This window comes from Streptomyces sp. CA-243310, assembly GCF_050936775.1.
Lineage (GTDB): Bacteria > Actinomycetota > Actinomycetes > Streptomycetales > Streptomycetaceae > Streptomyces.
Window position 1 is genome coordinate 460,236 of the sequence record NZ_JBNJMF010000002.1, and the last position, 26,562, is coordinate 486,797.

The following is a 26,562-nucleotide window of genomic DNA, read 5'->3' on the forward strand; positions in this document are numbered from 1 at the left end:
AACCTTGCCCGAGGTGTGACCGTTCTCGACGGCGGCGAGGGCTGCCGGGGCTTCGGAAAGCGGGATGGACCGCGGTGATCACGGGTGCGAGGAGTCCGTCGAGGGCCAGCCGGGCCGACCGCTCCAGGTTCTCGCGGTCGACGCGACGCTCGACGAAACGCCCACCGAGATCGGACACGGACGCATCACCCACGGCGATGACGTTGCGGGGATCCCGGGCCAGCGCAGAGACCGTCCGCAGCGAGGCGCCTCCGACCAGGTCGACGATCCCGTCGAAGCCGCCCGGAACCAGCTCGCGTGCCGCGGCGGCGGCGTCCTGGTCGGTGTAGTCGATGAACCGCACCCCGATGCCCTCGGCGTGCTCGCGTTTGGAGGTACTCCCGGTGCCGATCACACGCAGTCGGCGCCCGATGGCCAGCCGGGCGACGGCGAGGCCGACCCCGCCGCCGACCCCGTTGACCAGGATCGTGGCACCGGCCGGGAGGCCGAGTTGGTCGAGCACGTCCACCGCGGTCGTCCCGGCCACTGGCAGCGTTGCCGCCACGGTCGCGGACAGACCCGCCGGAATGCGCGCGGTGTTCGGCGCGGACAGCACCGTCGTCTCGGCGTAGGTGCCGCCGCCGGTGAGTGCGAAGCCGAAGACCGCGTCGCCCACCTCGAGCCCGTTGACGTCCTCGCCCGAGGCGAGAACGGTTCCGGCTGCCTCCATGCCCAGCACACGGGGAAACGGACGCCCGCCGTCGAGCCCGTCGACCAGACCTGAACGCAGAAAGTGGTCGAGGGGGTTCACGCCGGCGACCTCGACCCGGATCAGCACCTCACCTCGACCGGGGACGGGATCGGGACGATCGAACAACTCCTGCACCTCGGGCCCGCCATACCTGCCGAAACCCCACGCCTGCCCCATCTTGTGCCGCCTCTCGTATGACCGACCCGGTGATCCGGGCCGCTTTCGCCATCCTCACCTCTGACATTGATGTCAGGGGCAACCGACTGAGAGGCAGATCACAGCATCAGGCAGACTGCGCCGCCGGATCCGGAGCCGTGGACAGCTCCGCCCGGTGCCGGCTGTTGGCTCTGATCAGCACGTCGAGTGCATCCCGGGTCTCGGTCAGGTGCGCGATGTCGGCGTCGATCCGGTCGCGCTCGCGCATCATCGCCGTGAACGTCTCCTCGGCGACGCCCAGGTCACCCGGGATGTCCACACACGGCAGCACGGTCGTGATCACCCGGCTGGACATCCCCGCGTCGAACAACTGCTGGATGAGCAACACGCGCTGGACCGCAGCATCGGCATAGTGACGCTGCCCCGCGCCGGAGCGTGAGCTGGTCAGCAGGCCCTGCTCTTCGTAATACCTCAGTGAGCGCGGGCTCGCGCCCGTGCGCTTGGACAGCTCGCCTATCCGCATCCCACAGAGCCTACGCCCGCGGCCTCCAGGTCCGGACCGCCGACGAGTCACGGACGCTCGCGGACATCTCCGAGGTGACACCGGGGGAGGGAGGGGAGGGAACACGAACCCGCGCGACAGGCCCCACGCGGGACAACGGGCCGCCCGCGCACCCCGGACGGTCAGATTCCGCAGTGACGAGGCGTGTCCCCCGCCCTCGCAGAATCGTTCTTCCGTCATGATCACCACGCCCCACCAGGCGACCTCCGCCCCCGGCGCCCCGCCGTCCCGCCCCTTGCGACCTCACCCGCCCGCGCGAGGCCGCGGCGACGCCCCTCGGACCCGAGCGTGAACGGCCCGCCCGCCTGCCAGGGCTGCTCGCACCCCTTGTACACGGTCTGCACGCGGGAGTCCGGCGAGGGAACGACGGCGGCGCAGTGGGAAGTCGACCACGCCTATCCCGGCCGGTGCACCTACACCCCCATGTTCCCGCTGACCGGATCCGCCACCGACGTCCACGAACTGCCCTACGCGGAACACGTCCTGCGCCATCGCGACTGAACGCTCCCGGGTGCGCGCGGCGACCGCCCGGGACCCGACGACGCACCCGCCCGCGCACCCTCCACCTCCCTCACACGACACGACACGACGCGACACGCCTCGCCTCGCCTCGCACCACACGCCTCACGCCTCACGCCTCACGCCTCACGCCTCACGCCTCACGCCTCACGCCTCGGCGAGCCTGCGTTCCAGTTCCTCGCCTGACATGTCCTCCAGGTGGGTCAGGAACACCCACAGGTGCCCGAAGGGGTCCCTGAGGATGGCGGTGCGATCACCGTGGAACTGGTCCGCGGGCTCCCGCACCAGCTCGGCGCCCGCCGTCACGGCCGTCTCGACCAGCGCGTCCACGTCCGGTACGAAGACGTGCAGTGCGACGGAAGTACCGCCCAGTTCCGGCGGCGCGACGAACGGCCCCTCGGAGACGTCGCCGAGCATCAGCACCGCCCCGGCGACGCGCACCTCGGCGTGCATGATCCCGCCGTCCGGATGGGCGAGCCGGAACTCCTCCTTCGCGCCGAACGCCCGCCGGTAGAAGGAGAGGGCCGCGGCCGCGTCGGCCACCATGATGTGGGGCACCACCGCGGTGCGGTAGCGCTCGGGAGCAACGGTCTCGAATGCCTCGTGAGTGGTCATGAACAGGACCGTAGAACCTCGACTTTGGTCGAGGTCAAGGCATCCGATGGAGTCGATGTACCAAGCGGCGGTGGTCGGTTCACCGTCAGCCGGGTGTGCCGGCATCCGCCGCATGACGAGTGCACACGGCTCGCCGAGTACATGCGTCCGTTGGGGCTCGTCCCGGATGCGTGGCCCCCGCATCATGGCGTCCTGTCGCTTGTCGAGGACGCCTTCGGCATCCGGCTGACGCGTCCCGGAGAGGTCGACGATCCGCGTAGGAGCGGCCGGTTGCTCCCACTGTCGAACTGACTCCTCGAAAGCAACCGGACCGCGCCTCGGTTCGGTGTCGACCGGTACGTCAAGGGGCGCGGCTGCTGCGGGGATGACGGAGCGCGGCCCTCCCGCTCCCCCACTTCCCCACCCCCACTTACCGGCCTCCTTTTGTCGGCCCAACCGGCGCCGGCCCACTCGCGGCGGACCCCGCTCCCGGGCCCGGGACCACCCGGTCGACATCGAGGGCCCGTGATCGTCTCGGGCTGCGTACCGGTGGCTGAAACTCCCTCGTTGCAAGCCCACTTGGCGCGTGCGGTTGTTTGGCGAACGCCTAACCGAGTAGGGGTACAGACGTGCGTCCACCGTTCCCCGTCGTGCTCTAGTTGCCCCTGGTCCGTACACCGTGTCACCCCGTACGGATCGTCCCCCGACGCCGCCGCAGCGCCACGCGGCGTCCCCCTCGACCCCGGGAGCACCATGTCCCCGATCCTCTTCGTCTATGCCAAGGGCGGCCCTCCGCTGGAGTACGCGCTACCGAGAATCGCGGCTCACGCCGACGTTCACGTCCTGGCGCTCGCACCGCTGCCTCGAACCACCGAGGCCGTATGGCTGCCCGAATGCGCGTCGATCACCTCGGTGCGGCCCCGCGAGGGGGTGGACCTGGTCGATCTGATCTGTTCCCACGCCCGCCGCGTCGGCGCCGCCGCGGTGCTGACGCTGTCGGAGTACGCGGTGGTGGCCGTGGCGCACGCCAGTCTGCGGCTCGGGCTGCGTGGCGCCGGCGAGCGGGTCGCGGGGGCCCGGGACAAGCGCCTGATGCGCCGGATCTGGCGTGACGCGGGGGTGCCCGTACCGGGGTTCACGGAGGTCCACACCCCGGAGGACATCGCGACCGCCTTCGAGGAACTGACGCCGCCGCTGCTGCTGAAGGCCGCCTGGAGCGCGGGGTCCACGGCCCACCTCACCGTGTGGAACGAGCAACAGGCCGAGGAGGCGTGGAAGACCGGACGTTCCGTCATGGAGGCCTCGTCCGCACAGGGATACGCCGAACTGCACGCCGCGGACGAGGGCGTCAGCGATTTCCTGCTGGAGGAGATCGTGACCGGCGAGGCCTCCGAGTGGTTCGACGAGGCCGGTTGGGGCGACTACGCGAGCGTGGAGGGCATCGTCGCCGACGGCCGCTACCACCCGCTGTGCATCACCGGCCGGATGCCCACCATCGCACCCTTCACCGAGCGCGCGAGCCTGGCTCCGGCCGCTCTCCCGCCCGCCCTTCAGCGACGGATCGAGGAGGTGTCCCGCGCCGCCGTCGATGCGCTCGGGCTCGACACCTGTGCCACCCACACCGAGATCAAACTCGGTGCGGACGGGGCCATGTGGTTGATCGAGACGGCGGCCCGGTTCGGTGGGGTGATGACCACACGGCAGGTGGAGACCGTCTTCGGCCTCGACATGATCGGGATGCTGGTGTGCGAGTTGCTCGGCCGGGACGTCGACTACCCGCGGCGGATGCTGACGGAGGGCGCCGGTGCGGCCGGGTCGCTCGTCGTCCTCGCCGTGGACCCCGAGGGCCGGCCCTGGAGCGAGCTCGCGACCTGGGACTTCGAGGCGGTCGACTGGCCCGCCCTGCTCGCGCCCGGTTCCCGCGTCGAGTTGGTGCGGGAGCACAGCCTCCCGCCGGGCAGCCGGGTGCCGGTGTACGAGGAGGCGGGAGGCGCCAACTCCATGGCGGCGCTGTGCTTCCTCACCGCCGAGTCCGGGCCGGAGCTGCTGGCCGACTGCGGCCGGATCCTGGCGGCCCTGCCGCACGCCCTCGGCGCCCCGTCCGCCGACCGCCCGACGCCCGGGAGCACCGCATGACGAACGCCGGCACCATCCCCGTACCGTCCCCCCGGGGCGCGGCCGTGGACACCCTGCTCACGCTGCCCCTGTTCGAGCAGCTGGCCGGGGTGTTGGGCGGGCACCCGTACGTGAAGGTCGTCGTCGACCGGGAGCAGGGCCTGTGGCACGTCCTGGACAGCGCCGTGCACTCCTTCCACGTCAACTACATCGCCACCGAGGTCGTGGGACTGACCCTGGAACAGCTCGATGCCCGGCTCGACCGGTTCAACCACGACGTCTACCAGGATCCCGAGCGACGTTTCCTGCTCGGCGTGTTGTCGCTGCACTCCCGGGGAGGCCCGGAGCAGGACGAGCCGTTCATGGTCCTGGAGACCACCGAGGCCGACACGATGGGCGCGGACCTGCTGGTCGAGTTCCACGCCTTCGTTCGGGCCCACCTCGACCCCGCGCTGGAACTACTGGTCAAACCGGCCAACCACGGCCAGGAGAACGCCCTCGCGGCGGTGCCCGAGACCGTGGTCCCCCGTGCCCGTGGTCACGCGTTGTCCGCGACCGCGCCCTTCGTGCCGTTGACGCTCGCCTCGGCCACCGGCCGGCTCCGCGCCTTCGCCTCCGGCGAGGAGTACCGGGCCGCGCGCGCGGACCTGACCTGGTACGACATCGTTGCCATGCCGGTCGTCCCCGACGACATCCCGCGCCTCGCGGGGCTGCTCAACGCCCTGCCCACCACCCCGCTGTCGCACACCAACATGCTGGCGGCCGGCTGGGGCATCCCCAACGCCATCGTCCGCGGCATCCTCGACACGATCGCCGACGAGAAGCTGGACGGCGCCTGGGTCCGCTACGAGGTCACCGCCGAGAACTTCGTCGTCGAACGCGCCGAGGAGCCTGCGGACCTCGCGGAACCGACCTGGCACACGCAGCGGATCCGTCTCGACGCCCCGCACGTGACGGACGTACCGCTCGTGCCTCTGTCCGCGTTGCGTGCCCGCGACCGGAACCGCTACGGCACGAAGGCGGCCAACCTCGGCGAGCTGCACCACGTACTGCGCCACGGCTCCGGCCGACTGACCGGCTACTACTCCGTGCCGCGCCCGCCCCGGGCCGACCTGCTCGGTCACCTGGGTGCCCGGCTGCGGATGCCCGCCGACGGCGATCTCGCGCAGTACGCCGGGGAGTTCCTGGCCCGGCACGTCCAGGCGCCGGCGGGAATCGCCGTGCCGTTCTCCGTCCAACAGCGCTTCCTGGACTCCTCGCCCGCCGTACAGCAGAGCATCGGCAAGCTGAAGATGGCCCTGGAACTGAACGCGATGGACGCCGTGGACACGGTGTGCGTCCAGTTGCAGCACCTGGTGCGCACCCTCCCCGTGCCCGAGGACCTGGTGCGCGCCCTGGACACCCAGCTGGTCGAGCACCTGGCGGGCACGAGTCGCTTCGCCGTGCGGTCCTCGTCGAACGCCGAGGACCTGCCGGGCTTCTCCGCGGCCGGCATCTACGAATCCCACACCAAGGTCACCGACCTGCCGGGGCTGTTGGACGCGATCCGTCAGGTGTGGGCCTCCCTGCTGTCCCCGCGCAGCGTGCGGCTGCGCCATCAGGCCGGCATCTCGCTGGACGACACCTACATGGGCGTGATCGTCCAGCGCTACGAGCCGTCACCGCTCGGAGGCGTCATGGTGACCTGCAATCCGACCAACCGGGCCGACTTCCGGAACGTGTACCTCAACTGTGCGCACGGTTCCACGGCCGACGTGGTCGACGGCCGGACGATGCCCCTGCAGTACCTGTACAACACCGTCGAGGGCGGTGGTCGCACGCTCTCGCTCGGTGCGGCCGAGCAGGATCTCGACCTGGAGACCCAGGCCCATCTGGGCCGGCTGGCGCTGGCGGGCCGGCTGCTCCAGTCCCATTTCGCCGCGGACTACACCTTCGCCGGACCGCTCGACGTCGAATGGCTGCTCGGGCCTGGAGGCGCGCTCCACATCCTCCAACTCAGGCCGTACAGCGCCTGACCCCGCCCGCACTCCCCCGCGTTCCGCCCCCTCCGAAGGTCTCTCCCATGCCCCTCTCCCTGCGTGCGCGCGTGAAACGCCGCGTCCGCCCGCCCGCCGCGGTGCTCCGCGTGATCCGCCTGAACAACGGCTTCCAGCTCCTGTTCAACCTGCTGTGGTGGATGCCGGTCTTCTACCAGTACCAGAAGCAGGCGGGTCTTTCGGACAGCCAGATCTTCGGTATCCAGAGCGTCTACTACGTGGCGTTCTGCCTGCTGGAGATACCCACCGGTTTCATCGCCGACCGCATCGGACAGCGCCGTTGCATGCAGCTCGGGGCGGCCGTGATGACGGCGGCGAACCTCGTCCCGGTCGCCTGGCCCTCCTTCGTGGGCTTCATGGCGCACTTCCTGGCCATCGCCGCCGCCCGCTCGCTGGTCTCCGGGGCGTCCAGCGCGTACCTGTACGAGTACCTGCACGAGCACGGTGCGGGCGAGCACTACGTCCAGGCCGAGGGGACGGCGCGGGCGCTCGGCCTGTGGGCGAAGATCGCCTGCTGGCCGCTGGTCGGTGTTCTGATGCACGTCTGGCACGAGGGCCCGTACGTGCTGACCGCGTTCTCCACGCTCGGCTCGCTGGCCTGCGCCGCGGCCCTCCCCGCCATCGCGGAACGACACGGTGGACCGCGGCCGCCGGCGGAACGCGTCGGGCTCCTCGATTCGGCCCGCCAGGCCCTGAAGGTGCTCGGGACCTCGCGGTCGCTCGGGCCGCTGATGGTGCAGGGCGTGGCCATCTTCACGCTCGCGCGGATCTGTCAGGTCAATCTCTTCCAACCGCTGCTGCTGGAGAAGGACCTCCCGGTCGCCGATCACGGTGCGGTGCTGTCGGCGATGACGGTCGCGGAGGCCGTCGGATCGGCCAGGACCGGCTGGTTGCGCGGCAGGCTCTCCGACACCACCGTGGTGACGGTGCTGAGCGTGGTCATGGCACTCACCCTCGCGGCCACGACACTGTCGGGGGCCCTGGGCACGATCGCGTGGCTGTGCGTGTTCGCCGCCGCGGCGGGCCTCGCGTACCCGGTGCAACGCAACCTGATCAACGCGGCGATCCCGCCGACCCCGTACCGGGCGACCCTGCTGTCGGTGGAGTCCATCATCGATCGCGGCGTGTGCGCGCTGGTGGCGCTGGCCGTCGGCGCCTATCTGGCGGCGGACCGCCTGGACGCGCTCCTCGTGCACGCGGCGGTGGGCACCTGCCTGTTGCTGCTCGTCGTGGGCGTCGTGCTGCGGCGGCTGCGTCGTGACGGGGTGCGGCAGGCCGTCGGTCAGCCCTGACAGGGCGGGACGGCGGCGCGCGGGGGCCACACCCCCGTGTCGAGGATGCCGAGGGTGTAGGCGCGGGCCACCAGGGCCGGGCGTGATTCCGCGTCGAGTGCTCCGCGCAGTCGGCGCAGGTGGTAGTCCAGCGCCTGGCGGGAGAGACCCAGGTCGGTGGCGATGGCTCCGTTGGACCGGCCGGCCGCCATCAGGGCGAGGACCCGCAGTTGCACGGGGCTCACCTGGGCGGGGGCGTCGAACTCGACGCTCAGCGAGGTCAGTACGGCCGAGACCCGGTCGGGAGCACCCTGACGTCTGACCACCGCGAGATCGGCCCGCAGGACCTTGCTCTCGCCCGAGGCCGTGCCGCAGACCACGGAGCACGTGCGCCGGGACGCCTTTCCGGCGACCAGGTCCACCCACGCGCGCCGTACCGTCCGGGCGTCACCGCGCAGGTGTCCGATGGCGTGGGTGCCCTCCAGGGAGGCGCGGTCGCCCCCGAGCAGTTCGGCGACTCCCCCGCTGACCCGCTGTACCCGGCCGCGCAGGTCCAGGGTCACGATGGCCAGCCCCGAGCGCTCCCACAGGGCGTGGAGTTCCTCGGCGGCGACGGCCTTGTCCTCCAGGGCCCTGGCCTGGTCGGTGACGTCGGTGTAGATCCCGCCCACGCGCGGGCCCCGGCCGTGGTCCAGGACGAAGCGGTGCCCGGTGACCTGGCGGGGTGTCCCGTCGGGGTGCCGGAAGACGAGGGTGTGGCGGACCGGCCGGCGGGACGCCAGCACCTCACGGTCCAGGGCCCTGAACATGGCGGCGTCTTCGGGGGCGTCGATCTCCTCCACGGTCCGGCCGACCACGGCGTGCGACTCCATGCGGTAGAGGTGGGCGTAGGCCGCGTTCACCCACAGGTACCGGCCTTGTCCGTCGCGGATGAAGGCGGGTGCCGGGGCGTACGCGGCGAGGGCCTCGAACCAGCGCGCCGCCTCGGGAACGTCGCGGTCGCCGCCCGCGCCCCGCGCGGACTCTCCTCCTCGTGCCGGCTCCCCGCCCCCGCCGGCCGCCGGCCGTACCTGCCCGTGCTCGTTCTTCGCGTACATGCCTGTTTCTGTCTCTCGGGTCTCCGCTCGCGACTCGCCCTCCCCGGGACGCGGTCGCTCCCGTCGGGCGTGCGTGCGCACGGTGCGTCGCGCGTCGTCGACGCTCGGGACGGGAGGTCAACTTAACCGGTTTTGAGCGAAGTTGCGGGCACGGCAATCGCAATGTCCTGTTCCCGCCCTTCGTGAACACCCCATACCCCCAGGGGACTTGGTCCAGACCTATTGACCGTCGGTCGAGACCTCCCTACCGTCTGGTCCATCACCCCACGCACCTCCCCGGGTTCCCCACAGTCCAGGAGGCACCTCACCATGCTCCCTCGCGGTACACGCCTGATACCGGTCGGCCTGGCCACCGCCCTGACCGTCACCCTCGCCCTGCCGGGCCTGATCGCGGCCACCCCGGCCTCCGCCCAGGACCCGGCCCCGCGGGCCGACACCTGCGCCGTGAAGTCGAGGCCCGCGGGCAAGGTCCTCCAGGGCTACTGGGAGAACTGGGACGGGGCCGCCAACGGCGTTCACCCGCCTCTCGGTTGGATCCCGATCACCGACAGCCGCATCCAGAGCCACGGCTACAACGTGATCAACGCCGCCTTCCCGGTCATCCGCTCGGACGGCACCGTCCTGTGGGAGGACGGGATGGACTCCACGGTGAAGGTGGCCACACCTGCCGAGATGTGCCAGGCCAAGGCCTCCGGCCAGACCATCCTGATGTCCATCGGCGGCGCCGCCGCGGGCATCGACCTCAGCTCCGGCGCCGTCGCCGACCGGTTCGTCGCGACGGTCGTGCCGATCCTGCAGAAGTACAACTTCGACGGCATCGACATCGACATCGAGACCGGCCTCGTCGGCAGCGGAAGCATCACCACACTGTCGGCCTCGCAGGCCAACCTCATCCGCATCATCGACGGCGTGCTCGCCCGGATGCCCTCGAACTTCGGCCTCACGATGGCACCCGAGACGGCCTACGTCACGGGTGGCAGCGTGGCGTACGGCTCGATCTGGGGCGCCTACCTCCCCATCGTGAAGAAGTACGCCGACAACGGCCGCCTGTGGTGGCTGAACATGCAGTACTACAACGGCAGCATGTACGGCTGCTCGGGCGATTCCTACTCCGCCGGCACCGTGCAGGGCTTCACGGCGCAGACCGACTGCCTCAACAAGGGCCTCGTCGTCCAGGGCACCACCATCAAGGTCCCCTACGACAAGCAGGTCCCCGGGCTCCCGGCCCAGCCGGGCGCGGGCGGCGGTCACATGAGCCCGACACTGGTGGCGCAGGCCTGGAACAAGTACGGGAACGGCCTGAAGGGCCTGATGACCTGGTCCGTGAACTGGGACGGCGCCAGGAACTGGACCTTCGGCAACAACGTCAAGGCGATCCAGGGCCGCTGACCGACGGCGACCCCCACCTGCCGACCCCGCCCCACCTGCCAGCCCCGCCCCCGCCCCCGCCCCGCCAAAGAGGGCGACGCTCGACCGAGGCCCCGGACGCGCCTCGGTCGAGCGTCGCCCTCTTTGCGGGGGCAACACCGTGACCGTCGACGTCGCACCGATCCGGCACGGGAACCTCGCGACCGCGCAGCGTGATCCCAGGATTACCTGGTGAGTGGGCCCTTCCCGCACCGCCCCCGGCCGCCAGGCCGCTCACCTGCGGGTTTACGTTCGCCAATGCTTGCCTTTGTCAACTTTTTAGCTCCATACGCCCTTCCTGGTTTGCCTGGAGCAACCAACCACTTTTACGGTTGCCTGAAGCAACGATGCAGGAGGTGCGATGGCCGAACGGGCGCAGTACGAGGAATTGGCCCGCGAGCTCAGTGCCATCGGCGCCGTCAAGAGGGACCTGGGGCGGATCCTGCCCCAGGACTGCCCGGCCGGATCCGCCGCCGTGCTGCACCTCCTCGGCCGGCACGGGGACATGCGCATGAGCAGGCTCGCCGAGCTGCTCTCCGTGGACATGTCCGTCACCAGCCGTCATGTCGCGCACGTCGCGGACCGGGGCTGGATCGAACGACGCCCCGATCCGGCCGACAAACGCTCACGCATCCTGCACCTCACCGCCGCCGGAGGAGAACAGCTCGACGAGCTGTCCCGACGCTCCTCGCAGCTGCTCGCCGACCGGTTGAGCGACTGGTCCGACGAGGAGGTGGGCCGGCTCGTCCGGCTCATGTCCCGGCTGCGCGAGAGCTTCGGTGACTGCCGCTCCGGCGGCGTGCACCGCACACGAATGAACTGATCACCCGTACACCCGCACGAAGAACGTTAGGAAGCCCATGGCAACGACCACACCAGCCGGTGTGCGGGGCTCTCACGCCAAGCACGGAGGCGGCCACGACGGCGCACCGATGACGCATCGGCAGATCATGGAGGCGATCTCCGGGCTGTTGCTCGGCATGTTCGTCGCGATCCTGTCGTCGACGATCGTCTCCAACGCCCTGCCCGAGATCATCGGCGACCTGGGCGGCGGCCAGTCCGCCTACACCTGGGTCGTGACCGCCGCACTGCTCTCCATGACGGCGGCCACCCCCCTGTGGGGCAAGCTCTCCGACCTGTACAGCAAGAAGGCACTCGTCCAGATAGCCCTGGTCATCTACGTGCTGGGATCGGCCGCCGCCGGCCTGTCCCAGAACGCGGGGACGCTCATCGCGTGCCGCGTGGTCCAGGGCATCGGCGTCGGCGGCCTGTCCGCCCTCGCACAGATCGTGATGGCCGCGATGATCTCCCCGCGCGAGCGCGGCCGCTACAGCGGCTACCTCGGCGCGACCTTCGCCGTCGCCACCGTCGGCGGACCGCTCCTCGGCGGCGTCATCACCGACACCGACTGGCTCGGCTGGCGCTGGTGCTTCTACGTCGGCGTGCCCTTCGCGATCATCGCGCTGATCGTGCTCCAGAAGACCCTGCACCTGCCCGTCGTCAAGCGCGAGGTCAAGGTCGACTGGGGCGGCGCGTTCTTCATCTCGGCCGCGGTGTCGCTGCTGCTGGTGTGGGTCACGTTCGCCGGTGACAAGTACGACTGGATCTCGTGGCAGACGTTCGCCATGGTCGGCGGATCGATCGCCCTGGGGCTGCTGTTCGTGCTCGTCGAGTCCAAGGCCGCCGAACCGATCATCCCGCTGCGACTGTTCCGCAACCGCACCATCGCGCTGTCGTCGATCGCCTCGCTGTTCGTCGGTGTCGCGATGTTCACCGGCACGGTGTTCTTCAGCCAGTACTTCCAACTGGCCCGCGACAAGTCCCCGACCATGTCGGGCGTGATGACGATCCCGATGATCGCCGGTCTGTTCGTCTCCTCCACCGTCTCCGGCCAGGTGATCACCAAGACCGGCAAGTGGAAGGCGTGGCTGCTCTGCGGTGGCGTGCTGGTGACCGCGGGTCTGGGCCTGCTCGGCACGATCCGCTACGACACCGAGTACTGGCACATCGCGATCTTCATGGCGCTGCTGGGCCTCGGCATCGGCATGATGATGCAGAACCTGGTGCTGTGCACCCAGAACCAGGTGGCGCCGTCCGACCTCGGTTCGGCCAGCTCCACGGTGACCTTCTTCCGGTCCCTCGGTGGCGCGATCGGCGTCTCCGCGCTCGGCGCGGTGATGGCCAACCGGATCACCCACTACGCCCAGGACGGGCTCGCCACCCTCGACCCGAAGTACGCGGCGGCCGCCGCCGGCTCCAGCTCCGGCAGCAGCATCCCGGACATGGACAAACTGCCGGGCCCGCTGCGCACCGTCATGGAGAGCGCGTACGGCCACGGCATCGCGGACGTCTTCCTGATCGCCGCGCCGCTCGCACTGGTCGCCTTCCTCGTCACGATCTTCATCAAGGAGGTCCCGCTGCGGACGTCGGGCGGTCTGGAGCAGGCCGCCTCGCCCGTCGAGGCCGGCCCGGGACGGAGCGACGACGTCGCGGTCCCCGCGTCCGTGACGACCTCGGCGTCACGGTCCGCCGAGACCTCCGGCGCGGAGCGCACGGCGCGGTCCGAGACCGCGACCGAAGCCGGACCCGGCACGGACGACGACGCCGGGCCCGGGGCAACGCAGCAGTCGACCGTCGTCACCGCGGTGGCGAACGAAGGGACCGGTCCCGTGAACGGTGGTACTCCGGTGGGCGGTTACGTGCGCGGCTCCGAGAGCGCGCCCGTACCCCAGGCGGCCGTGACGCTGATCTCCCTCGCGGGACGGCAGCTGGGCCGGTCGGTCTCGCGTGCCGACGGCTCGTACGCCGTCGACGCGCCGGGCTCGGGCTCGTACGTCCTGATCGCCTCGGCCGACGGCTTCCAGCCGCAGGCGTCCACGATCGTGGTCAACGGCGAGCCGGTCGCGTACGACATCCTGCTGAGCGGTACGAGCGGGCTGAGCGGTCTCGTCCGGGCCGCCGGGAGCGGTGACCCGGTCAAGGACGCCATGGTCATCGTGACCGACGTCCGCGGTGACGTGTTGGCGTCCGCGACCACCGGCGAGCAGGGAGAGTTCTCCTTCGCCGAGATGGTGCCGGGCTCGGTGACCATCGCGGTCAACGCCCTCGGGCACCGTCCCGCAGCCCTGAACGTCGAGGTCGGCGGCGCCGGCGTCACCCGGGTCGAGGTCGAGCTGAGCCCCGGCGCACGGGTCCAGGGTGTCGTACGGGCGCCGCACGGCCCGCTCGGCGACGCGCGGGTCACGCTGATCGACACGGCGGGCAACGTCGTCGACACGGCAAGGACCGGCGCGGACGGCGCGTACGCCTTCACCGACCTGGACAGCGGTGAGTACACCGTCATCGCGACGAGCTACCCGCCGGTGGCCACGGCCCTGAGCGTGGGCGTGCGCGGTGTCGACGACCACGACATCGAGCTGGCCCACCCCGGCGAGTAGCCGGACCCGGCCCGCGGGGCGCGCCCCGATCGGAGGCGCGCCCCGCGGGCCGGCCACTTTCAGACGATCTCGACATGCTTGGCAGGGAGAAAACGGGATGGGACTGACCGCACGGATCCTCACGCGCGACGGATGGGCCGTGTCGCACGCGGTCGTCACGGTGACCGACATGACGGGCGCGCAGGTGGTCCGCGCCGAGGCCGACGCCGACGGAGCCGTACGCGACACGACCGCGCTGGCGCCGGGGGCGTACACCGTCATAGTCACCGCGGTCGGCTACGCGCCCAGCGCGTCGAGCGCGATCGTCACGGCCGGCGGACGCGCCGAGGTCGGCAAGGTCGTCCTCGCCCGTCAGGGTGGTACGGAGCTGCCGCCGCCCGGACCGTGGACGATCGACCCGGCGCACTCCTCCGTGGGCGCCGTCGCACAGCACCTGGGCATCTCCAGCGTGCACGGGCGGTTCACCGAGTTCACCGGCCGGATCGAGATCTCCCCGGACGCGGTGTCCGCGTCCCGTGTGGAGGCGAGGATCGGCGCCGCGTCCATCGACACGGGCAACGAGCTGCGCGACGGGCACCTGAAGTCGCCCGACTTCCTGGACGTGGAGACGTACCCGGCGCTCTCGTACCGATCGACGGGTCTGACGCCCGCCGGGTCCGACCGTTGGACCGTGCACGGCGAGCTGACCATGCGCGGCGTCGTACGGCCCGTGGACCTGGACCTCGCCTACCTGGGCACCGGCGCCGACCCGTGGGGCGGCACGCGCGCCGCGTTCCGCGCCACCGCGGATCTCCACCGCGAGGACTTCGCGATGAACTACAACCAGGTGGTGCGGGCGGGCATCGCCGCCATCGGGACGACGCTGAAGGTGGAGCTGGACATCCAGGCGGTACAGGGCGAGTCGCTGCCCGGGGCGTAGCGCGCGACGCCCGCCGTCCGCGAGCGCCTCGCCCGGCGGGCCCGCGTTCGGCCGCGCAGCGGGTGCGCGGTACGCCCGGATGGGGGAAGCTGATCAGGGCTACGGCAGTACCGATGTCGGGACGGCCCGGTCAAGGAGGGTCTTGTGGTCACTTCAGGAGACGGCGGGCTCACTCCCGCGACGCCCCGGGTCGGGGTAAGGACGGCCACCCTGCTGTGCGCGGCCGCCGCCCTCGTGGCGGGCGCCGTGCCCGCTTCCGCGCAGACGCGCGCCGCACCGGAACCCCTCGTGGTGCTCGACTGCTCCAACGAGGCCCAGGTGCGGCCCGAGGACTACCTGCTGGCGTGCGGCGACGGCAACAGCCGCCTCGTGCGCCTCGACTGGGACACCTGGGGCCCGAAGACCGCCACGGCCACCGGAACCAACATGGTGAACGACTGCCGCCCCTACTGTGCGGCCGGTCGGTTCCACCCCCACCCGGTGACCGTGACCTTCAGCAATCCGAAGCCGTGGCCCGCGCACCCCGAGGTGCAGCGGTTCACCACGGTCCGGCTCCTCTACACCGACACCGTGCCCTCCCCCATCCCCAAGGACGTCACGTACAAGCTCTTCTACTGAGCCGGTCCGGGCGTGAGCACGGCGGCGAAGGCCGCACGGGCGCGGAACCGACGGACCTCTTCGCAGACACCGGAGAACCGGAGACACACGGGCGCGGAGCCGAGGTCGGAGCGACGCGCCCGTACCGGGAGACGCCGGCCCAGAGGCGGCCTGGAGGTTCACAGCGATGACGAAGCGCAAGGCGACCTCGAGGACGGCCGGCGCCGGACCGCCGCCGCTCTCCGCCGAGGAGCGCGCCGCCCTCGGACGGGCCGCACGACGGCGGACGCCCCGTTCCGCACACGGCGAGTTCGACGCGTCCGCGGACCGGACGGACCCGATCGACGTGATCGAGCGGCAGTCCGCCACCCGGGTACAGGAACTCGTACCGCTGCGCTACGGACGGATGTCGCAGTCGCCGTTCCGGTTCTACCGCGGTGCGGCAGCCATCATGGCGGGCGACCTGGGCCACACACCCGATTCCGGACTCCGCGTTCAACTCTGCGGGGACGCTCATCTGTTGAACTTCCGTCTGCTGGGCTCCCCGGAGCGGAACCTGCTCTTCGACATCAACGACTTCGACGAGACGCTGCCCGGTCCGTGGGAGTGGGACGTCAAGCGGTTGGCCGTCAGCCTGGTCATCGCCGCGCGGGAGAACTCCTTCGCCGACGACGAGTGCGCCTCGATCGTGCGGGCCGGGGTGCGGTCCTACCGCGAGCAGATGCGCCGCTTCGCCGCCATGCGCACCCTCGACGTCTGGTACGCGCGGGTCGACGAGGCGCAGCTTGAGGCGGTGGCGGCCGGCGCGCTGGCCGCGCGCGGTCGCAAGCGCGTCTCCGCGGAACTGACGAAGGCACGGGGACGCGACAGCATGCGGGCCTTCGAGAAGCTCACCGAGGTCGTCGGGGGCGAGCGCCGGTTCGCCGCCGCTCCACGCCTGATCACACCGGTCTCCGAGCTGATCCAGGACAAGGAACGCGCCGCGCTCGAAGGCGAGATCCGCGGCATGGTCAAGGACTACGGCGACAGCCTCACCCCCGACCGGCGGCACCTCCTGGAGCAGTTCCGCGTCGTGGACATGGCGCGCAAGGTGGTCGGTGTCGGCAGTGTCGGCATGAGGTGTTGGGTCGTGCTCCTGTTGGGCCGGGACGACGAGGACCCGCTCATCCTCCAGGCCAAGGAGGCGGGCGAATCGGTGCTCGCCGCGCACGCCGGTGGCAGCGAGTTCGCCACGCAGGGGGAACGCGTCGTCGCCGGGCAGCGGCTGATGCAGGCCGCCGGTGACATCTTCCTGGGCTGGCAGCAGGTCCGCGGGAACGACGGCCGGCGCCGGGACTTCTACGTACGCCAGTTGCTGGACTGGAAGGGGATCGTGGACCCGGCGCAGATGGTGCCGCGCGGCATGAGGGTCTTCGCCGAGCTGTGCGGCGCCACCCTCGCGCGGGCGCACGCCCGCTCCGGCGACCGGATCGCCATCGCCGCGTACCTGGGCCGGCGCGATGTCTTCGACCGTGCGGTACTGCGCTTCGCGGAGGGCTACGCCGACCTCAACGAGCGCGACCACGTCCGCCTCACGGAAGCAATCGCCGCGGGCCGCGTCTCGGCCGTGTCGGCGTGACCGGCCCGGTGTCGTCCCGCTGAACGCCGCCGTCCCCTGACGCGAGACGAGCCCCTGGCTATGGCTGGTGCTCGTCCACCGCGTCCAGCGCCGCGGCCGTGGGCGGTCGCCGGGGACGACCTTGCCGCACAGTTCCACATCGGGCGGTCCGTCCCGGGCGCCTGGCACTCCTGGGACACCTCCGGTGACGAAGCCCCCGTCCGGCTGTGGCTCGCCGATACGGACGGCCCGAGTTGGGCCTGCGTGGACTGGGACGGCGAACGGTCCGACGCGTTCAGCACGCGACAGTTCGGCGCCCGCGACTTGTGGGACGAAATGGAGCAGGCGCACGCCTGGTGGACCGCGGCCGGCCACCCGGAGATCGAGCGCTACCGGATGCCCGTCACAGCGGACGGTGCACACTCGCCCTGGCTGGACACCCCCGAGACCGTGGTCCCGATCACGTACGTACGAGAGGGGCGTGAGCACCGTGGGTAGACACCGTCGCCCCGGGCCGCCGTCCGGTCTCGCGCCGACCTGGCCCCGAGTGGAGCGGGAGTCACGGACGCTGCCCCGTTCGGGTAGGCCTGAGATGGAAGCGATCCGGCGCAGCAGCGCCCCGGCTGCCTGAACTTCAGCCGGGGCGTGACTGGAACATCTCCTCACGCGGCACCTGGCGCAGAGTCGCGGCGTTCCGGAATCCTTCCGCTCGGATCTCGAAATCCGGCGGGATTCCGGCGGGATTCCATACGTTCGCGGAACGCTCCGACCTCTCACGAAACGCCGTGAACCGCATCAAGCCCAGGTCGGCGGCACCACGCGGTCGTGACCGCGTCAGGCGCTTTCGGCCTGGAACATCCAGTGGTGCTTCTCCAGGTCGCCGGTCAGGCCGATGAGGATGTCCTGGGTGATCGGATCGGCGTCGCCCGTGGCCTGGATGCGCTCGCGCATCCGGGTGACCACCGCGGCCAGTCCGTCCACGAGGGTCTTCACCGCGTCGACGTCCTTGATCCAACCGGCCTTCACCTCGGCGATGCCGCTGGACGACGACACGGTCGACGCCCGCCCGTCCGGGGTCACGCCGAGGGCGGAGGCACGCTCGGCCACCACGTCGGAGTGCGTGCGGGCCGAGACGACCACGTCGTCGAGCTGCAGGTGAACGGAGCGGAAGCGGGGGCCCACCACGTTCCAGTGCACCTGCTTGGCGACCAGGGCCAGGTCGACCAGATCCACCAGCGCGCCTTGCAGGGCTTCGCCGACGATCTTCAGGTCGGCAGCCGGGAGGGCACTCTTCACGACGGACACGGGGTTCTCCATTCGCAACGCGGTCGGTGGTCGTCCCGGGTCGCCTCGGCTGACGCCTCGGGTGACATCCGGGGATTCTTCCACCGATGAGTTTGATTACCGGATGAAATGCCGCCTACCCCACCCACACGCATCAAAACGGTCCACTTCGGGGGACCGAATGGACCCCTCCCCCACGGTGCGCACGAGAGGGCGGCGCGTCCGAGGATCCGGCCGCACCCCGCGGAGCGGGGCGCCCTCCACACGTCGCCTGCCCCTCGTACGCTGGGGCGATGCGTCATCACGATCTGATCGTCATCGGTGCGGGATCCGGCAACGCGGTCATCGACGAGTCGTTCGCCGATCTCGACGTGGCCATCGTCGAGGAGAAGTGGTTCGGCGGGACCTGCCTGAACGCCGGGTGCATTCCGAGCAAGATGCTGGCCTACACCGCCCATGTGGCACGTACCGTGCTCGGCGCCGACACCTACGACGTGGACGCGCGACTGCGCGCCGTGCACTGGCGCGAGGTCCGCGACCGGGTGTTCGGGCGACTGGACGCGCAACGCGCGCGGGGCCGGCAGGGCCGCCTCGACGCGGCCAACGTCACGGTGTACGAGGGTACGGCGCGCTTCACCGGTCCCCGCCGACTGCGCGTCGACATGGACGGCGGCGCCGTGGACGTCTCCGCCGGGCAGATCGTCGTCGCGGCCGGCAGCCGTCCCGCGGTACCGCCCGTGGTGGTCGAGTCCGGGGTGCCGTACGAGACTTCGGACACCGTCATGCGGATCGACGCACCGCCTCGCCGACTGGCCGTGCTGGGCGGCGGGTACATCGCCGCCGAGCTGGCCGAGGTCTTCCACGCGACGGGAACCGGGATCACCGTCGTGGAGACCGAGCCGTACCTGCTGGGCCCGCAGGACGAGACGGTCGCCGAGCATTTCACAGAGCTGGCCCGCACCCGCCACGACCTGCGGCTCGGGCGCGAACTGACGGCCGTGAGGGGGGAGGCGGGCGCGTTGACCCTGACTCTCGACGACGGGTCGACGGTCGAGGCGGACATGTTGCTGGTTGCGGCCGGACGGATCCCCAACGGCGACCGGCTGGCACTCGGGGCGGCCGGTATCCGCACCCACGACGACGGACGCATCGTGGTGGACGGACATCAACGCACCACTGCGGAAGGGGTGTTCGCGCTCGGTGATGTCTGTACGCCGGTACCGCTGAAGCACGTGGCCAACCGCGAGGCCGAGGTCGTCTCGCACAACCTCCGCCATCCGGACGAGCTCATCGGCGCCGACCACGACCTCGTGCCGTCCGCCGTCTTCACCCGCCCCGAGATCGCCTCGATCGGCGCGACCGAGGCGGAATGCCGCGACAGCGGGGACGATTTCCTCGTCGGTACGGCTTCCTACGGGGACGTGGCGTACGGCTGGGCCATGGAGGACGCGACCGGCTTCTGCAAGGTGCTCGCCGAGCCCGGCACCGGACGCCTGCTCGGCGCGCACATCATGGGGCCCCAGGCCGCCATTCTGATCCAGCCCCTCGTGTTGGCCATGACGCGGGGGATCGACGCGCTCTCGCTCGCCAAGGAGCCGTACTGGATCCACCCGGCTCTCACCGAGGTCGTCGAGAACGCCCTCCTCGACCTCGACCTCTGACCCGACCCGCGTCCCGCCCGGGACGTGTCGGACGCCCCCGCCCGGGACGGGTCGGCCGCCCCCGCCGGTCCCGTTCCTCAGCCCCCGCTTACCCCCGCCTTAAGCGGAACCTAAGAGTCACACCCGCCGCCTCGAATCGAACCGATGTCCGTTTCGGGGCGGCTAGCGTGCTGCCGCACCCCCGATTTCCGGCAACTCGGATCTCCAGCAACTCAGAGGCAGGCACGCGATGGGCAGCACGACCGGGCACCGGCGCAGGACGAGCAAGACGGCGAAGGCAACAGGCGTGATCGCGGCCGCGGCGGTGATCGGTGGCGCCGCGTTCGCGTTCACCGGTACCGCGCAGGCCGCCGCGGTCGGAGCCGTCTACACCAAGTCCAGTTCCTGGACGGGTGGTTACACCGGTCAGTATGTGATCACCAACAACACCGCACAGGAACAGGCCGATTGGACCCTCCGGTTCGACCTGCCCGCCGGCACGAGGATCGACTCCCTGTGGAACGGCACCCACACGGTCGACGGCCGGCACGTCACCGTCAAGCCCGCGAACTGGAACAAACGGCTCGCGGCCGGCGCCTCCGTCACGGTGGGTTTCGTGACGAGCGGAACCGGCACCCCGGGCAACCCGACGGCCTGCCTGATCAACGGCGTGAAGTGCTCCGTGGAGCAGGGTGCGACGCCCCCGCCCGGGGGCCGTCCGACACCCACCCCGTCGGCGAGCGCGAGTGCGACGGCCCCCGTCACCCCGGCGCCCTCCACCCGACCCACGCGGACCGCGTCACCGACCGCGACACCCACCACCCCCACTCCCCCGCCGGTCACCGGCGCCCCGACCGCAGGGGCGCGCTTCGCGCCCTACGTGGACACCTCGCTGTACCCGGCCTACGACCTGGTCGACACCGCCACCAGGACCGGCGTGAACGAGTTCCACCTCGCCTTCATCACCTCCGGTGGCGGCTGCGCACCGCTGTGGGGCGGTGTCACGGACCTCGCGAGCGACAAGGTGGCCGCGCAGATCGGGGCGCTGCGGGGCAAGGGCGGTGACGTCCGGGTTTCCTTCGGTGGCGCCGCCGGGCACGAGTTGGCCCTGAACTGCGCGACGGCCGACGCGTTGGCCGCCGCTTACGGCAAGGTCATTGACCAGTACCGCCTGACCAAGGTGGACTTCGACATCGAGGGCGCCGCGCTGCCCGACACCGCGGCCAACGCACGCCGCGCGCAGGCCATAGCCGCGCTCCAGAAGTCGCACCCGGGGTTGGACGTGGCCTTCACCCTGCCGGTGATGCCGGAGGGGCTCACCCAGCCCGGCGTCGCCCTGCTGGCCGACGCGAAGCGGGCCGGTGTACGGATCGACGGCGTCAACATCATGGCCATGGACTACGGGCCCGCGTACGGCGGTGACATGGGTCAGTACGCCGTCCAGGCCGCGACGGCCACCCAGGCCCAGATCAAGGGAGTGCTCGGGCTCACCGACGCGGCCGCCTGGAAGGCGGTCGCCGTCACGCCCATGATCGGCGTCAACGACGTCGCCAACGAGGTCTTCACCGTCGCGGACGCGACGCGGCTCGTGGACTTCGCGAAGTCGAAGGGCATCGGCCGGTTGGCGATGTGGTCCGCGACGCGCGACCGCCAGTGTGCGCAGGGCGCCCTGAACCACGCCGATCCGACGTGCAGTTCCATCCTCCAGCAGCCGCTGGCCTTCACGAAGGCGTTCGGCGCGCTCCGCTAGCATCTGCCGTCGACGTGGCACCGGCAAGGCGAAGCCACGACGACGGGCCCGGTCCGAGGGCAAGGCGCGAACGCGTGGCCCCTCCCCCGTGTCCGGCTGCCCGCCGCGTCCGCCGACGCACGGCGGGCGGCCGGACACGTCCGCGTTTCAGCGGGTCGCTCCCGCGTGCCGGCCCCGGTAGGTGCCGGGGGTGATGCCCTCCCAGCGGGTGAAGGCCCGGACCAGGGCCGTCGCACCGCTCAGGCCGACCAGGGGGGCGACCCGGTCCAACGGCAGGTCCGTGGTCTCCAGCAGGCGCCGGGCCCGGGTGTGGCGGGCGGCGTCGAGGAGTGCCCGCCACGAGGTGCCCTCCTCCTGCAGGGCCCGGCGCAGCGTCCGGGCGCTGAGGTTCAGTTCCCTGCCCGGTTCGGCGGGGCCCGTGCCGTCGAGCGGGGCGTGTTCCAACCACTGGCGCACCCGCTCCCCGGTGGTCACCGCCTTCGACAGTTCGTGCAGCAGCCGGTCGGCGTAGGCCCGGTGCAGGGCGCCCAGTTCAGGGTCGCAGGGGGCGCGGCGCCGGTCGAGGTCCTCGTTGCCCACCGTGATCGCGTTCTCGGGCGCGTCGAAGGTGACCGGGCAGCCGAGGACACGCGTGTAGGGCTCCGCGGAGCCGGCGCGCGGGTGGGTGAACGACACGGATCCGGGCGCCCAGTCGTCTCCGGCGACCCAGCGTGCCGCTCTCACCATGCCGGTGAGGATCGCCTCCACCTGCTGGGGATGCATGGTCGCGGGATCCACGGTCGGCCGGTAGCGGATGCGGGTCCGGTCCTCGCCGCGGTGCAGGGTGACCGTACCGGCCTGGCTGACCAGCGGGTGGTAGCGCGCCGCGGCGTCGGCGGCGTCGGCGAGGCTCGCGCAGGTCAGGACCACGTGGCCGAGTACGTGCAGGCTCCCCGGCCGGATCCGGTCCCCGACGAGCAGGCCGGTGTGGGGATCGGCGCCCTCGGTACCGATCACCGTCTCCCACAACTCGCGCATCTCGGTGAATCCCAACCGTTCCATGGGCGAGTTCCAGACACCGGGCTCGTCGGCGCCCTCCGTGGTGGCGCTCAGCACCGCGCGGGCGTAGCACGCGGCGACGGTGGAGGGCTGTATGCCGGACATGGCGGTCAGTCAATGCGGGGGCGGGCCTCCCGTCAACCGGCCGCGGCGGGCCCGGCTCCGACCGCCGGCGGTCCGGGAAGTCAACGAGGTGGCCGCCGGGGTGAATGACCGCGCCCCCCGGGCGCTCCTAGGGTCGGGCCGCACACACCGAGAGGATCATCGTGCCCGTCCTGTCACGCATCGAGCCGTACCACGTCGCGGCAGCGCTTCCGACGCCGTTCCGTCGTGGCCGCCGCGGCTGCGGGACGCCGTTCTGACCGGCCCCTTCGGCCACGACCGCGGCTCCCTGTCCCGCCGACCGGCCGCAGCGCCCTGTCCCTGCCGACCCGCCCCGGTCCGGGGTTCACCGTCGACCTTCGCGCGCTGCGGCGTCGGGGTCGACGCATCAGTGTCATCACCGCCGGCCGGCGCGCCCTGCGGACCCTGCGAGACAAGGGACCGCGCGGCGCCGCCGAGTTGGCCCGCACCCGCCGGCACAGCGCCGGCCCGAGGAGTACTCCGTGATCGTCTTCCTGTTGCCCGCCTCCGGCTACGACCCGACCGAGGCGGCGGTGCCGTGGGCCGCGTTGCGCGATGCCGGTCTCGACGTACGGTTCGCGACACCCGACGGGAAGGTCGCCCTGGCCGACCACAGGCTCACCGATGTCGGCTTCTCCTGGCTCTCCCCGTGGCTGATGACCCGCCGCGCCGAACTCGACGCGTACCGGCGGCTCATCGACGACCCGTCGTTCCGGGCGCCCCTGTCCTACGCGCGGGTCGATCCGGCGGCGCTGACGGGGCTCTTCGTCCCCGGTGGGCACGCCGCGGGAATGCGTACCCTGCTGGAGAACACCACCGCCCAGCGGTTGTTCGCCCGGGTCCTCACCGTCGGGCTGCCGGTGGGCGCCGTGTGTCACGGCGTGCTGTTGGGAGCGCGCGCCGAAGACCCCTCGACGGGGCGGTCGGTCCTGTACGGACGGCGGACGACGGCACTGACCTCGCTGCTGGAACTCACCGCCTGGAACCTCACCCGGCTGTGGCTGGGGCGGTACTACCGCACCTATCCGACCACCGTCCAGGCCGAGGTGACCGCGGCCCTCGCCGACCCGAGCCACTTCCTGGCCGGACCGCCGCTCCCCGTCCGTGACACCGCCGCGAAGCCCGGGCGCGGCTTCACGGTCCGCGACGGGAACTACCTCTCCGCCCGCTGGCCCGGCGACTGCCACCGCCTGGCGGCGGACTACCTGGCCCTGGTCCGCTCCCACCTGGCGGAGCCGGCCCGGGAGATGTGACCCCGCTCGGTCCGTCACGAGGTCGCGCGTCGGTCACCGGTCACCGGTCACCGGTCACCGGCGCGTGCGTGCGTGCGTACGGAACACCGGGGCCGTGCCCCGAACACCGGCACCATCGAACCGAAAGGGAACTCACATGGGCTTTCGTCTCCGGTTGGCCACCGGATCCACGATCGTGGGACTGGGACTGGGACTGGGACTGGGACTGGGACTGGGCACGGCCCCCGGCGTCTCCGCAGCGACGCCGGTCGGGCCGATGGCTCCTGGACCGGTTGGTCGGTCGTGGCGGGCGTCAACGCTCCCGACTTCCGAGGTCGCGCCCTCGCCATCGCCACGCTGCCCGGCGGTGACAGTCAGATCGTGGCCATCGGCGACGACGGCAACACCTGGCACACCATCCGTCGGGCCAACGGGAGTTGGTGGGGCTGGAACGGCCCGCCCGGGGTGTCCACCGCGATGATGGGCGCCGAGTCCGTCGCGATCACCGGCATGTCCAACGGGAACAGCCAGGTCCTCACCGTCGGACTCGACGGGAACGTCCACCACAGCACGCGCGAGCGCTCCGGCGAGTGGACCCCCTTCCGGACCGCGCCCTGGCCGGGCCGCGCCGGCGCCTTCGCGGGGGACCAGGTCGCCATCGCGGGCCTCCCCGACGGTTCGAGCCGGGTGGTGATGACCACCCGCTGATCGGAAGGCCTCCACCACCGACGTGTGGGGCGTTCCCGCTGCGGGCGACGGGGGCGTCGGCGCGGGAACGCCCCACGGAGGCTAGGCCTTGACGTCGAACCGCACCGAGCGCACTTCGAGTTCGTCGGTCGCGGGCTTGCCGTGGGGCCGCAGCCGCCATTGCGCTCCGGTGCAGCCTGCGCCGAGGTAGACGGTGACGGTGGAGTCGGTCGAGTTCTGAGGTCCGTAGCCGGGCAGTTCGTCGTCCTCGCCCACCGCGTACAGGTTGACGCACTTGCCGCTGTGCGGGTTCTGCAGGGCGACGGACTGTTCCTGTCCGAACTCGTCGACGAACTTGTAGTGAAACTCGCCCACGGCGGCCGACGCCGAACCGGGCATCGTCAGGACGAGGGCCAGGGAGGCGAGGGCTGCGGCGGCGTTGTGACGGAGCTTCATGGGCGGATCAGTACCTTCCGTGGGGGATTCGGTAACCGACCCTAGGAGTGCCCGGCGAGGCGAATCGATCCGCCGCGTTCCCTCGGCGTGGCGTCCGGGAGGAGACGGGCACGGCTGCCGCGGCGGTCAGGAGGGTCCGTCCGCCGGGGCGGCGATGGCGTGGTAGGTGCGTCCACCGGCCTCGTAGGTGCCGAGCGGGGTCATCCCGAAGCCGTCGACGTGCACCCGCCAGGACGTCGCGTTCCCCTCCTCGATGAAGGCGACCACCGCCTCGGCTCGTCCGGAGGCCTCGGCGACGGCGTTCGCGAACAGCGCGCGTGCCACCCCTCGGCCGCGGAACGCGGCATCGACCACGACGGGCCCGTAGAGCAACCAGCGCACGTCGCCCAGGGGGCGTCCTCGCCACTCCAGTGCGTCCTGGGCGGCGAGCAGCCCCAGGACCGGTGGCGGTGGCGTGGGCAGGTCCGCCGCGACGGAGAGTGCGAGGAGACCGGCGAGCCGCCCCTCCTCGTCCGCGACCAGCAGCTCCCCGTCCCCGGCCATGGTGCGCAGCGCCGCCTCGTCGAAGGCACCCTGTACGAAGCCCTGGGCGCGGCGTTGCTCCGCGGTCAGGGCGTCGTGATGGTTGGCGGAGAAAAGCGCGGCCATGGCGGGCGCGTCGGCCTCGGTGGCGTATCGGTAGCGCATGGGCCGATGGTGCCACGGGCCCCTCGGCCGAGCGGGGACGTCGGGGCCCGGCAGCGTCACCTCGCGGAGGGGGTCGGATCGGGTCTCGCACGCGCGGGGCGGCTCAGCGTCCCCGATCGGGCTCGTGGTCGCGGCCGGAGTCGGGGTCGGCGGGCGACTGCGCCGCGGCCTTTCTGTACTCGGCGTTGAGGCGCTGGGCCTCTTCGAGCTGGTCTTCGAGGATGACGATGCGGCAGGCGGCGTCGATGGCCATTCCGCCGTCGACGAGTTCCCGGGCGCGGGCGGCGATCCGCAGCTGATAGCGGGAGTATCGGCGGTGGCCGCCCTCCGAGCGCAACGGGGTGATCAGGCGGGCCTCACCGATCGCGCGGAGGAAACCGGCCGTGGTTCCGAGCATCTCGGCGGCCCTGCCCATGGTGTAGGCGGGGTAGTCGTCGTCGTCGAGACGATCGATCGGGTTCTCTTCTGTCACTTCCACCTCATCGGACGGGAACGCGTCAAGGCCCCGCTGCCATGTGGCACCGGGGCCCCGAGAGAATTCAACACCATCCGCCGGCGCCCGCCGCTTCCGGCTCACGGTGTCCGCCCACCCGCCCGGACGGGCGGAGCCGGGAGAACGCGCGGCCGG

General features: G+C 71.4%; 23 protein-coding genes and 1 pseudogene. 15 read left to right on the top strand and 9 right to left on the bottom strand.

Translation table 11 applies throughout. The annotated features are described in order from the left end of the window. Window positions 1–622: 622 nt before the first annotated feature. Together ACQEVM_RS19590 and ACQEVM_RS19595 are read right to left on the bottom strand one after the other, a co-directional pair. A pseudogene (locus ACQEVM_RS19590) lies at window positions 623–907 on the bottom strand (alcohol dehydrogenase catalytic domain-containing protein); the annotation flags it as partial. Between the two features lie 106 nt (window positions 908–1,013). Next, entirely contained in the window at window positions 1,014–1,409 is a 396-nt protein-coding gene (locus ACQEVM_RS19595; protein ID WP_433080785.1) for a MerR family transcriptional regulator, read from the bottom strand. A gap of 327 nt (window positions 1,410–1,736) precedes the next feature. On the opposite strand from ACQEVM_RS19595, the gene ACQEVM_RS19600 reads away from it, so the two are divergent. Continuing rightward, entirely contained in the window at window positions 1,737–1,949 is a 213-nt protein-coding gene (locus ACQEVM_RS19600; RefSeq protein ID WP_433080787.1) for a hypothetical protein, read from the top strand. Between the two features lie 165 nt (window positions 1,950–2,114). Here the strand turns inward: ACQEVM_RS19600 and ACQEVM_RS19605 are convergent, their stop codons facing one another. Then, window positions 2,115–2,582, bottom strand: coding sequence for a VOC family protein (locus ACQEVM_RS19605; protein WP_433080789.1), 468 nt, complete (start codon window positions 2,580–2,582; stop codon window positions 2,115–2,117). A gap of 732 nt (window positions 2,583–3,314) precedes the next feature. Between ACQEVM_RS19605 and ACQEVM_RS19610 the strand changes: the two genes are divergently transcribed. Genes ACQEVM_RS19610 through ACQEVM_RS19620 form a run of 3 tightly spaced genes read left to right on the top strand, consistent with a single transcriptional unit; the run spans window position 3,315 to window position 8,004 of the window. Then, complete coding sequence (locus ACQEVM_RS19610; protein WP_433080791.1) at window positions 3,315–4,697, top strand: ATP-grasp domain-containing protein; 1,383 nt, start codon at window positions 3,315–3,317, stop codon at window positions 4,695–4,697. After that, window positions 4,694–6,691 carry a PEP/pyruvate-binding domain-containing protein gene (locus ACQEVM_RS19615; protein WP_433080793.1) on the top strand — a complete coding sequence of 666 codons (1,998 nt, stop codon included), beginning with the start codon at window positions 4,694–4,696 and terminating at the stop codon, window positions 6,689–6,691. Before ACQEVM_RS19610 ends, ACQEVM_RS19615 begins: the two co-directional genes overlap by 4 nt. 47 nt (window positions 6,692–6,738) lie before the next feature. Further along, window positions 6,739–8,004 (top strand): MFS transporter, encoded by a 1,266-nt coding sequence (locus tag ACQEVM_RS19620; RefSeq protein ID WP_433080795.1) that lies wholly within the window; start codon window positions 6,739–6,741, stop codon window positions 8,002–8,004. Here ACQEVM_RS19620 and ACQEVM_RS19625 read toward each other — a convergent pair. Then, window positions 7,995–9,080, bottom strand: a complete 1,086-nt coding sequence (locus ACQEVM_RS19625; RefSeq protein WP_433080796.1) for a helix-turn-helix transcriptional regulator — start codon at window positions 9,078–9,080, stop codon at window positions 7,995–7,997. The two genes, ACQEVM_RS19620 and ACQEVM_RS19625, sit on opposite strands and share 10 nt — an antisense overlap. Window positions 9,081–9,389: 309 nt before the next feature. On the opposite strand from ACQEVM_RS19625, the gene ACQEVM_RS19630 reads away from it, so the two are divergent. The 7 genes from ACQEVM_RS19630 to ACQEVM_RS19660 all read left to right on the top strand — a co-directional run bounded on the left by ACQEVM_RS19630 (window position 9,390) and on the right by ACQEVM_RS19660 (window position 17,535). Next, window positions 9,390–10,469 carry a chitinase gene (locus ACQEVM_RS19630; protein WP_433080798.1) on the top strand — a complete coding sequence of 360 codons (1,080 nt, stop codon included), beginning with the start codon at window positions 9,390–9,392 and terminating at the stop codon, window positions 10,467–10,469. A gap of 379 nt (window positions 10,470–10,848) precedes the next feature. Then, complete coding sequence (locus ACQEVM_RS19635) at window positions 10,849–11,310, top strand: MarR family winged helix-turn-helix transcriptional regulator (protein ID WP_433080800.1); 462 nt, start codon at window positions 10,849–10,851, stop codon at window positions 11,308–11,310. Between the two features lie 37 nt (window positions 11,311–11,347). Next, window positions 11,348–13,924: an MFS transporter gene (locus tag ACQEVM_RS19640; RefSeq protein ID WP_433080802.1), complete on the top strand. Its 2,577-nt coding sequence runs from the start codon at window positions 11,348–11,350 to the stop codon at window positions 13,922–13,924. A 97-nt stretch (window positions 13,925–14,021) separates the two neighbouring features. Beyond that, window positions 14,022–14,843, top strand: a complete 822-nt coding sequence (locus ACQEVM_RS19645; protein WP_433080804.1) for a YceI family protein — start codon at window positions 14,022–14,024, stop codon at window positions 14,841–14,843. A gap of 144 nt (window positions 14,844–14,987) precedes the next feature. Then, window positions 14,988–15,461, top strand: coding sequence for a hypothetical protein (locus ACQEVM_RS19650; RefSeq protein WP_433080806.1), 474 nt, complete (start codon window positions 14,988–14,990; stop codon window positions 15,459–15,461). A gap of 166 nt (window positions 15,462–15,627) precedes the next feature. Then, the gene (locus ACQEVM_RS19655) at window positions 15,628–17,058 is read left to right on the top strand and encodes a DUF2252 domain-containing protein (protein ID WP_433080807.1); all 1,431 of its coding nucleotides are present in this window, start codon (window positions 15,628–15,630) and stop codon (window positions 17,056–17,058) included. 60 nt (window positions 17,059–17,118) lie between these two features. Further along, window positions 17,119–17,535 (top strand): hypothetical protein, encoded by a 417-nt coding sequence (locus ACQEVM_RS19660; RefSeq protein ID WP_433080809.1) that lies wholly within the window; start codon window positions 17,119–17,121, stop codon window positions 17,533–17,535. Between the two features lie 336 nt (window positions 17,536–17,871). Here ACQEVM_RS19660 and ACQEVM_RS19665 read toward each other — a convergent pair whose 3' ends face one another. Next, window positions 17,872–18,342 carry a Dps family protein gene (locus tag ACQEVM_RS19665; RefSeq protein ID WP_433080811.1) on the bottom strand — a complete coding sequence of 157 codons (471 nt, stop codon included), beginning with the start codon at window positions 18,340–18,342 and terminating at the stop codon, window positions 17,872–17,874. 272 nt (window positions 18,343–18,614) lie between these two features. Here ACQEVM_RS19665 and ACQEVM_RS19670 point away from each other — a divergent pair, with 272 nt between their 5' ends. Both ACQEVM_RS19670 and ACQEVM_RS19675 read left to right on the top strand, forming a co-directional pair. Further along, a complete protein-coding gene (locus tag ACQEVM_RS19670; protein WP_433080813.1) occupies window positions 18,615–19,982 on the top strand; it encodes a mycothione reductase in 1,368 nt (455 codons plus the stop codon). A gap of 229 nt (window positions 19,983–20,211) precedes the next feature. Next, entirely contained in the window at window positions 20,212–21,711 is a 1,500-nt protein-coding gene (locus tag ACQEVM_RS19675; protein WP_433080815.1) for a glycoside hydrolase family 18 protein, read from the top strand. A gap of 147 nt (window positions 21,712–21,858) precedes the next feature. Here ACQEVM_RS19675 and ACQEVM_RS19680 read toward each other — a convergent pair whose 3' ends face one another. Further along, the gene (locus tag ACQEVM_RS19680; protein WP_433080817.1) at window positions 21,859–22,854 is read right to left on the bottom strand and encodes an AraC family transcriptional regulator; all 996 of its coding nucleotides are present in this window, start codon (window positions 22,852–22,854) and stop codon (window positions 21,859–21,861) included. Between the two features lie 500 nt (window positions 22,855–23,354). Here ACQEVM_RS19680 and ACQEVM_RS19685 point away from each other — a divergent pair, with 500 nt between their 5' ends. Both ACQEVM_RS19685 and ACQEVM_RS19690 read left to right on the top strand, forming a co-directional pair. Next, window positions 23,355–24,125, top strand: a complete 771-nt coding sequence (locus tag ACQEVM_RS19685; RefSeq protein WP_433080819.1) for a type 1 glutamine amidotransferase domain-containing protein — start codon at window positions 23,355–23,357, stop codon at window positions 24,123–24,125. A 282-nt stretch (window positions 24,126–24,407) separates the two neighbouring features. Beyond that, window positions 24,408–24,812: a hypothetical protein gene (locus ACQEVM_RS19690; RefSeq protein ID WP_433080821.1), complete on the top strand. Its 405-nt coding sequence runs from the start codon at window positions 24,408–24,410 to the stop codon at window positions 24,810–24,812. A gap of 81 nt (window positions 24,813–24,893) precedes the next feature. Here ACQEVM_RS19690 and ACQEVM_RS19695 read toward each other — a convergent pair whose 3' ends face one another. The 3 genes from ACQEVM_RS19695 to ACQEVM_RS19705 all read right to left on the bottom strand — a co-directional run bounded on the left by ACQEVM_RS19695 (window position 24,894) and on the right by ACQEVM_RS19705 (window position 26,406). After that, the gene (locus tag ACQEVM_RS19695; RefSeq protein WP_433080823.1) at window positions 24,894–25,247 is read right to left on the bottom strand and encodes a hypothetical protein; all 354 of its coding nucleotides are present in this window, start codon (window positions 25,245–25,247) and stop codon (window positions 24,894–24,896) included. A gap of 126 nt (window positions 25,248–25,373) precedes the next feature. After that, window positions 25,374–25,934 (bottom strand): N-acetyltransferase family protein, encoded by a 561-nt coding sequence (locus ACQEVM_RS19700; protein WP_433080825.1) that lies wholly within the window; start codon window positions 25,932–25,934, stop codon window positions 25,374–25,376. A 103-nt stretch (window positions 25,935–26,037) separates the two neighbouring features. Next, window positions 26,038–26,406: a MerR family transcriptional regulator gene (locus ACQEVM_RS19705; RefSeq protein WP_433080827.1), complete on the bottom strand. Its 369-nt coding sequence runs from the start codon at window positions 26,404–26,406 to the stop codon at window positions 26,038–26,040. Window positions 26,407–26,562: the final 156 nt, after the last annotated feature.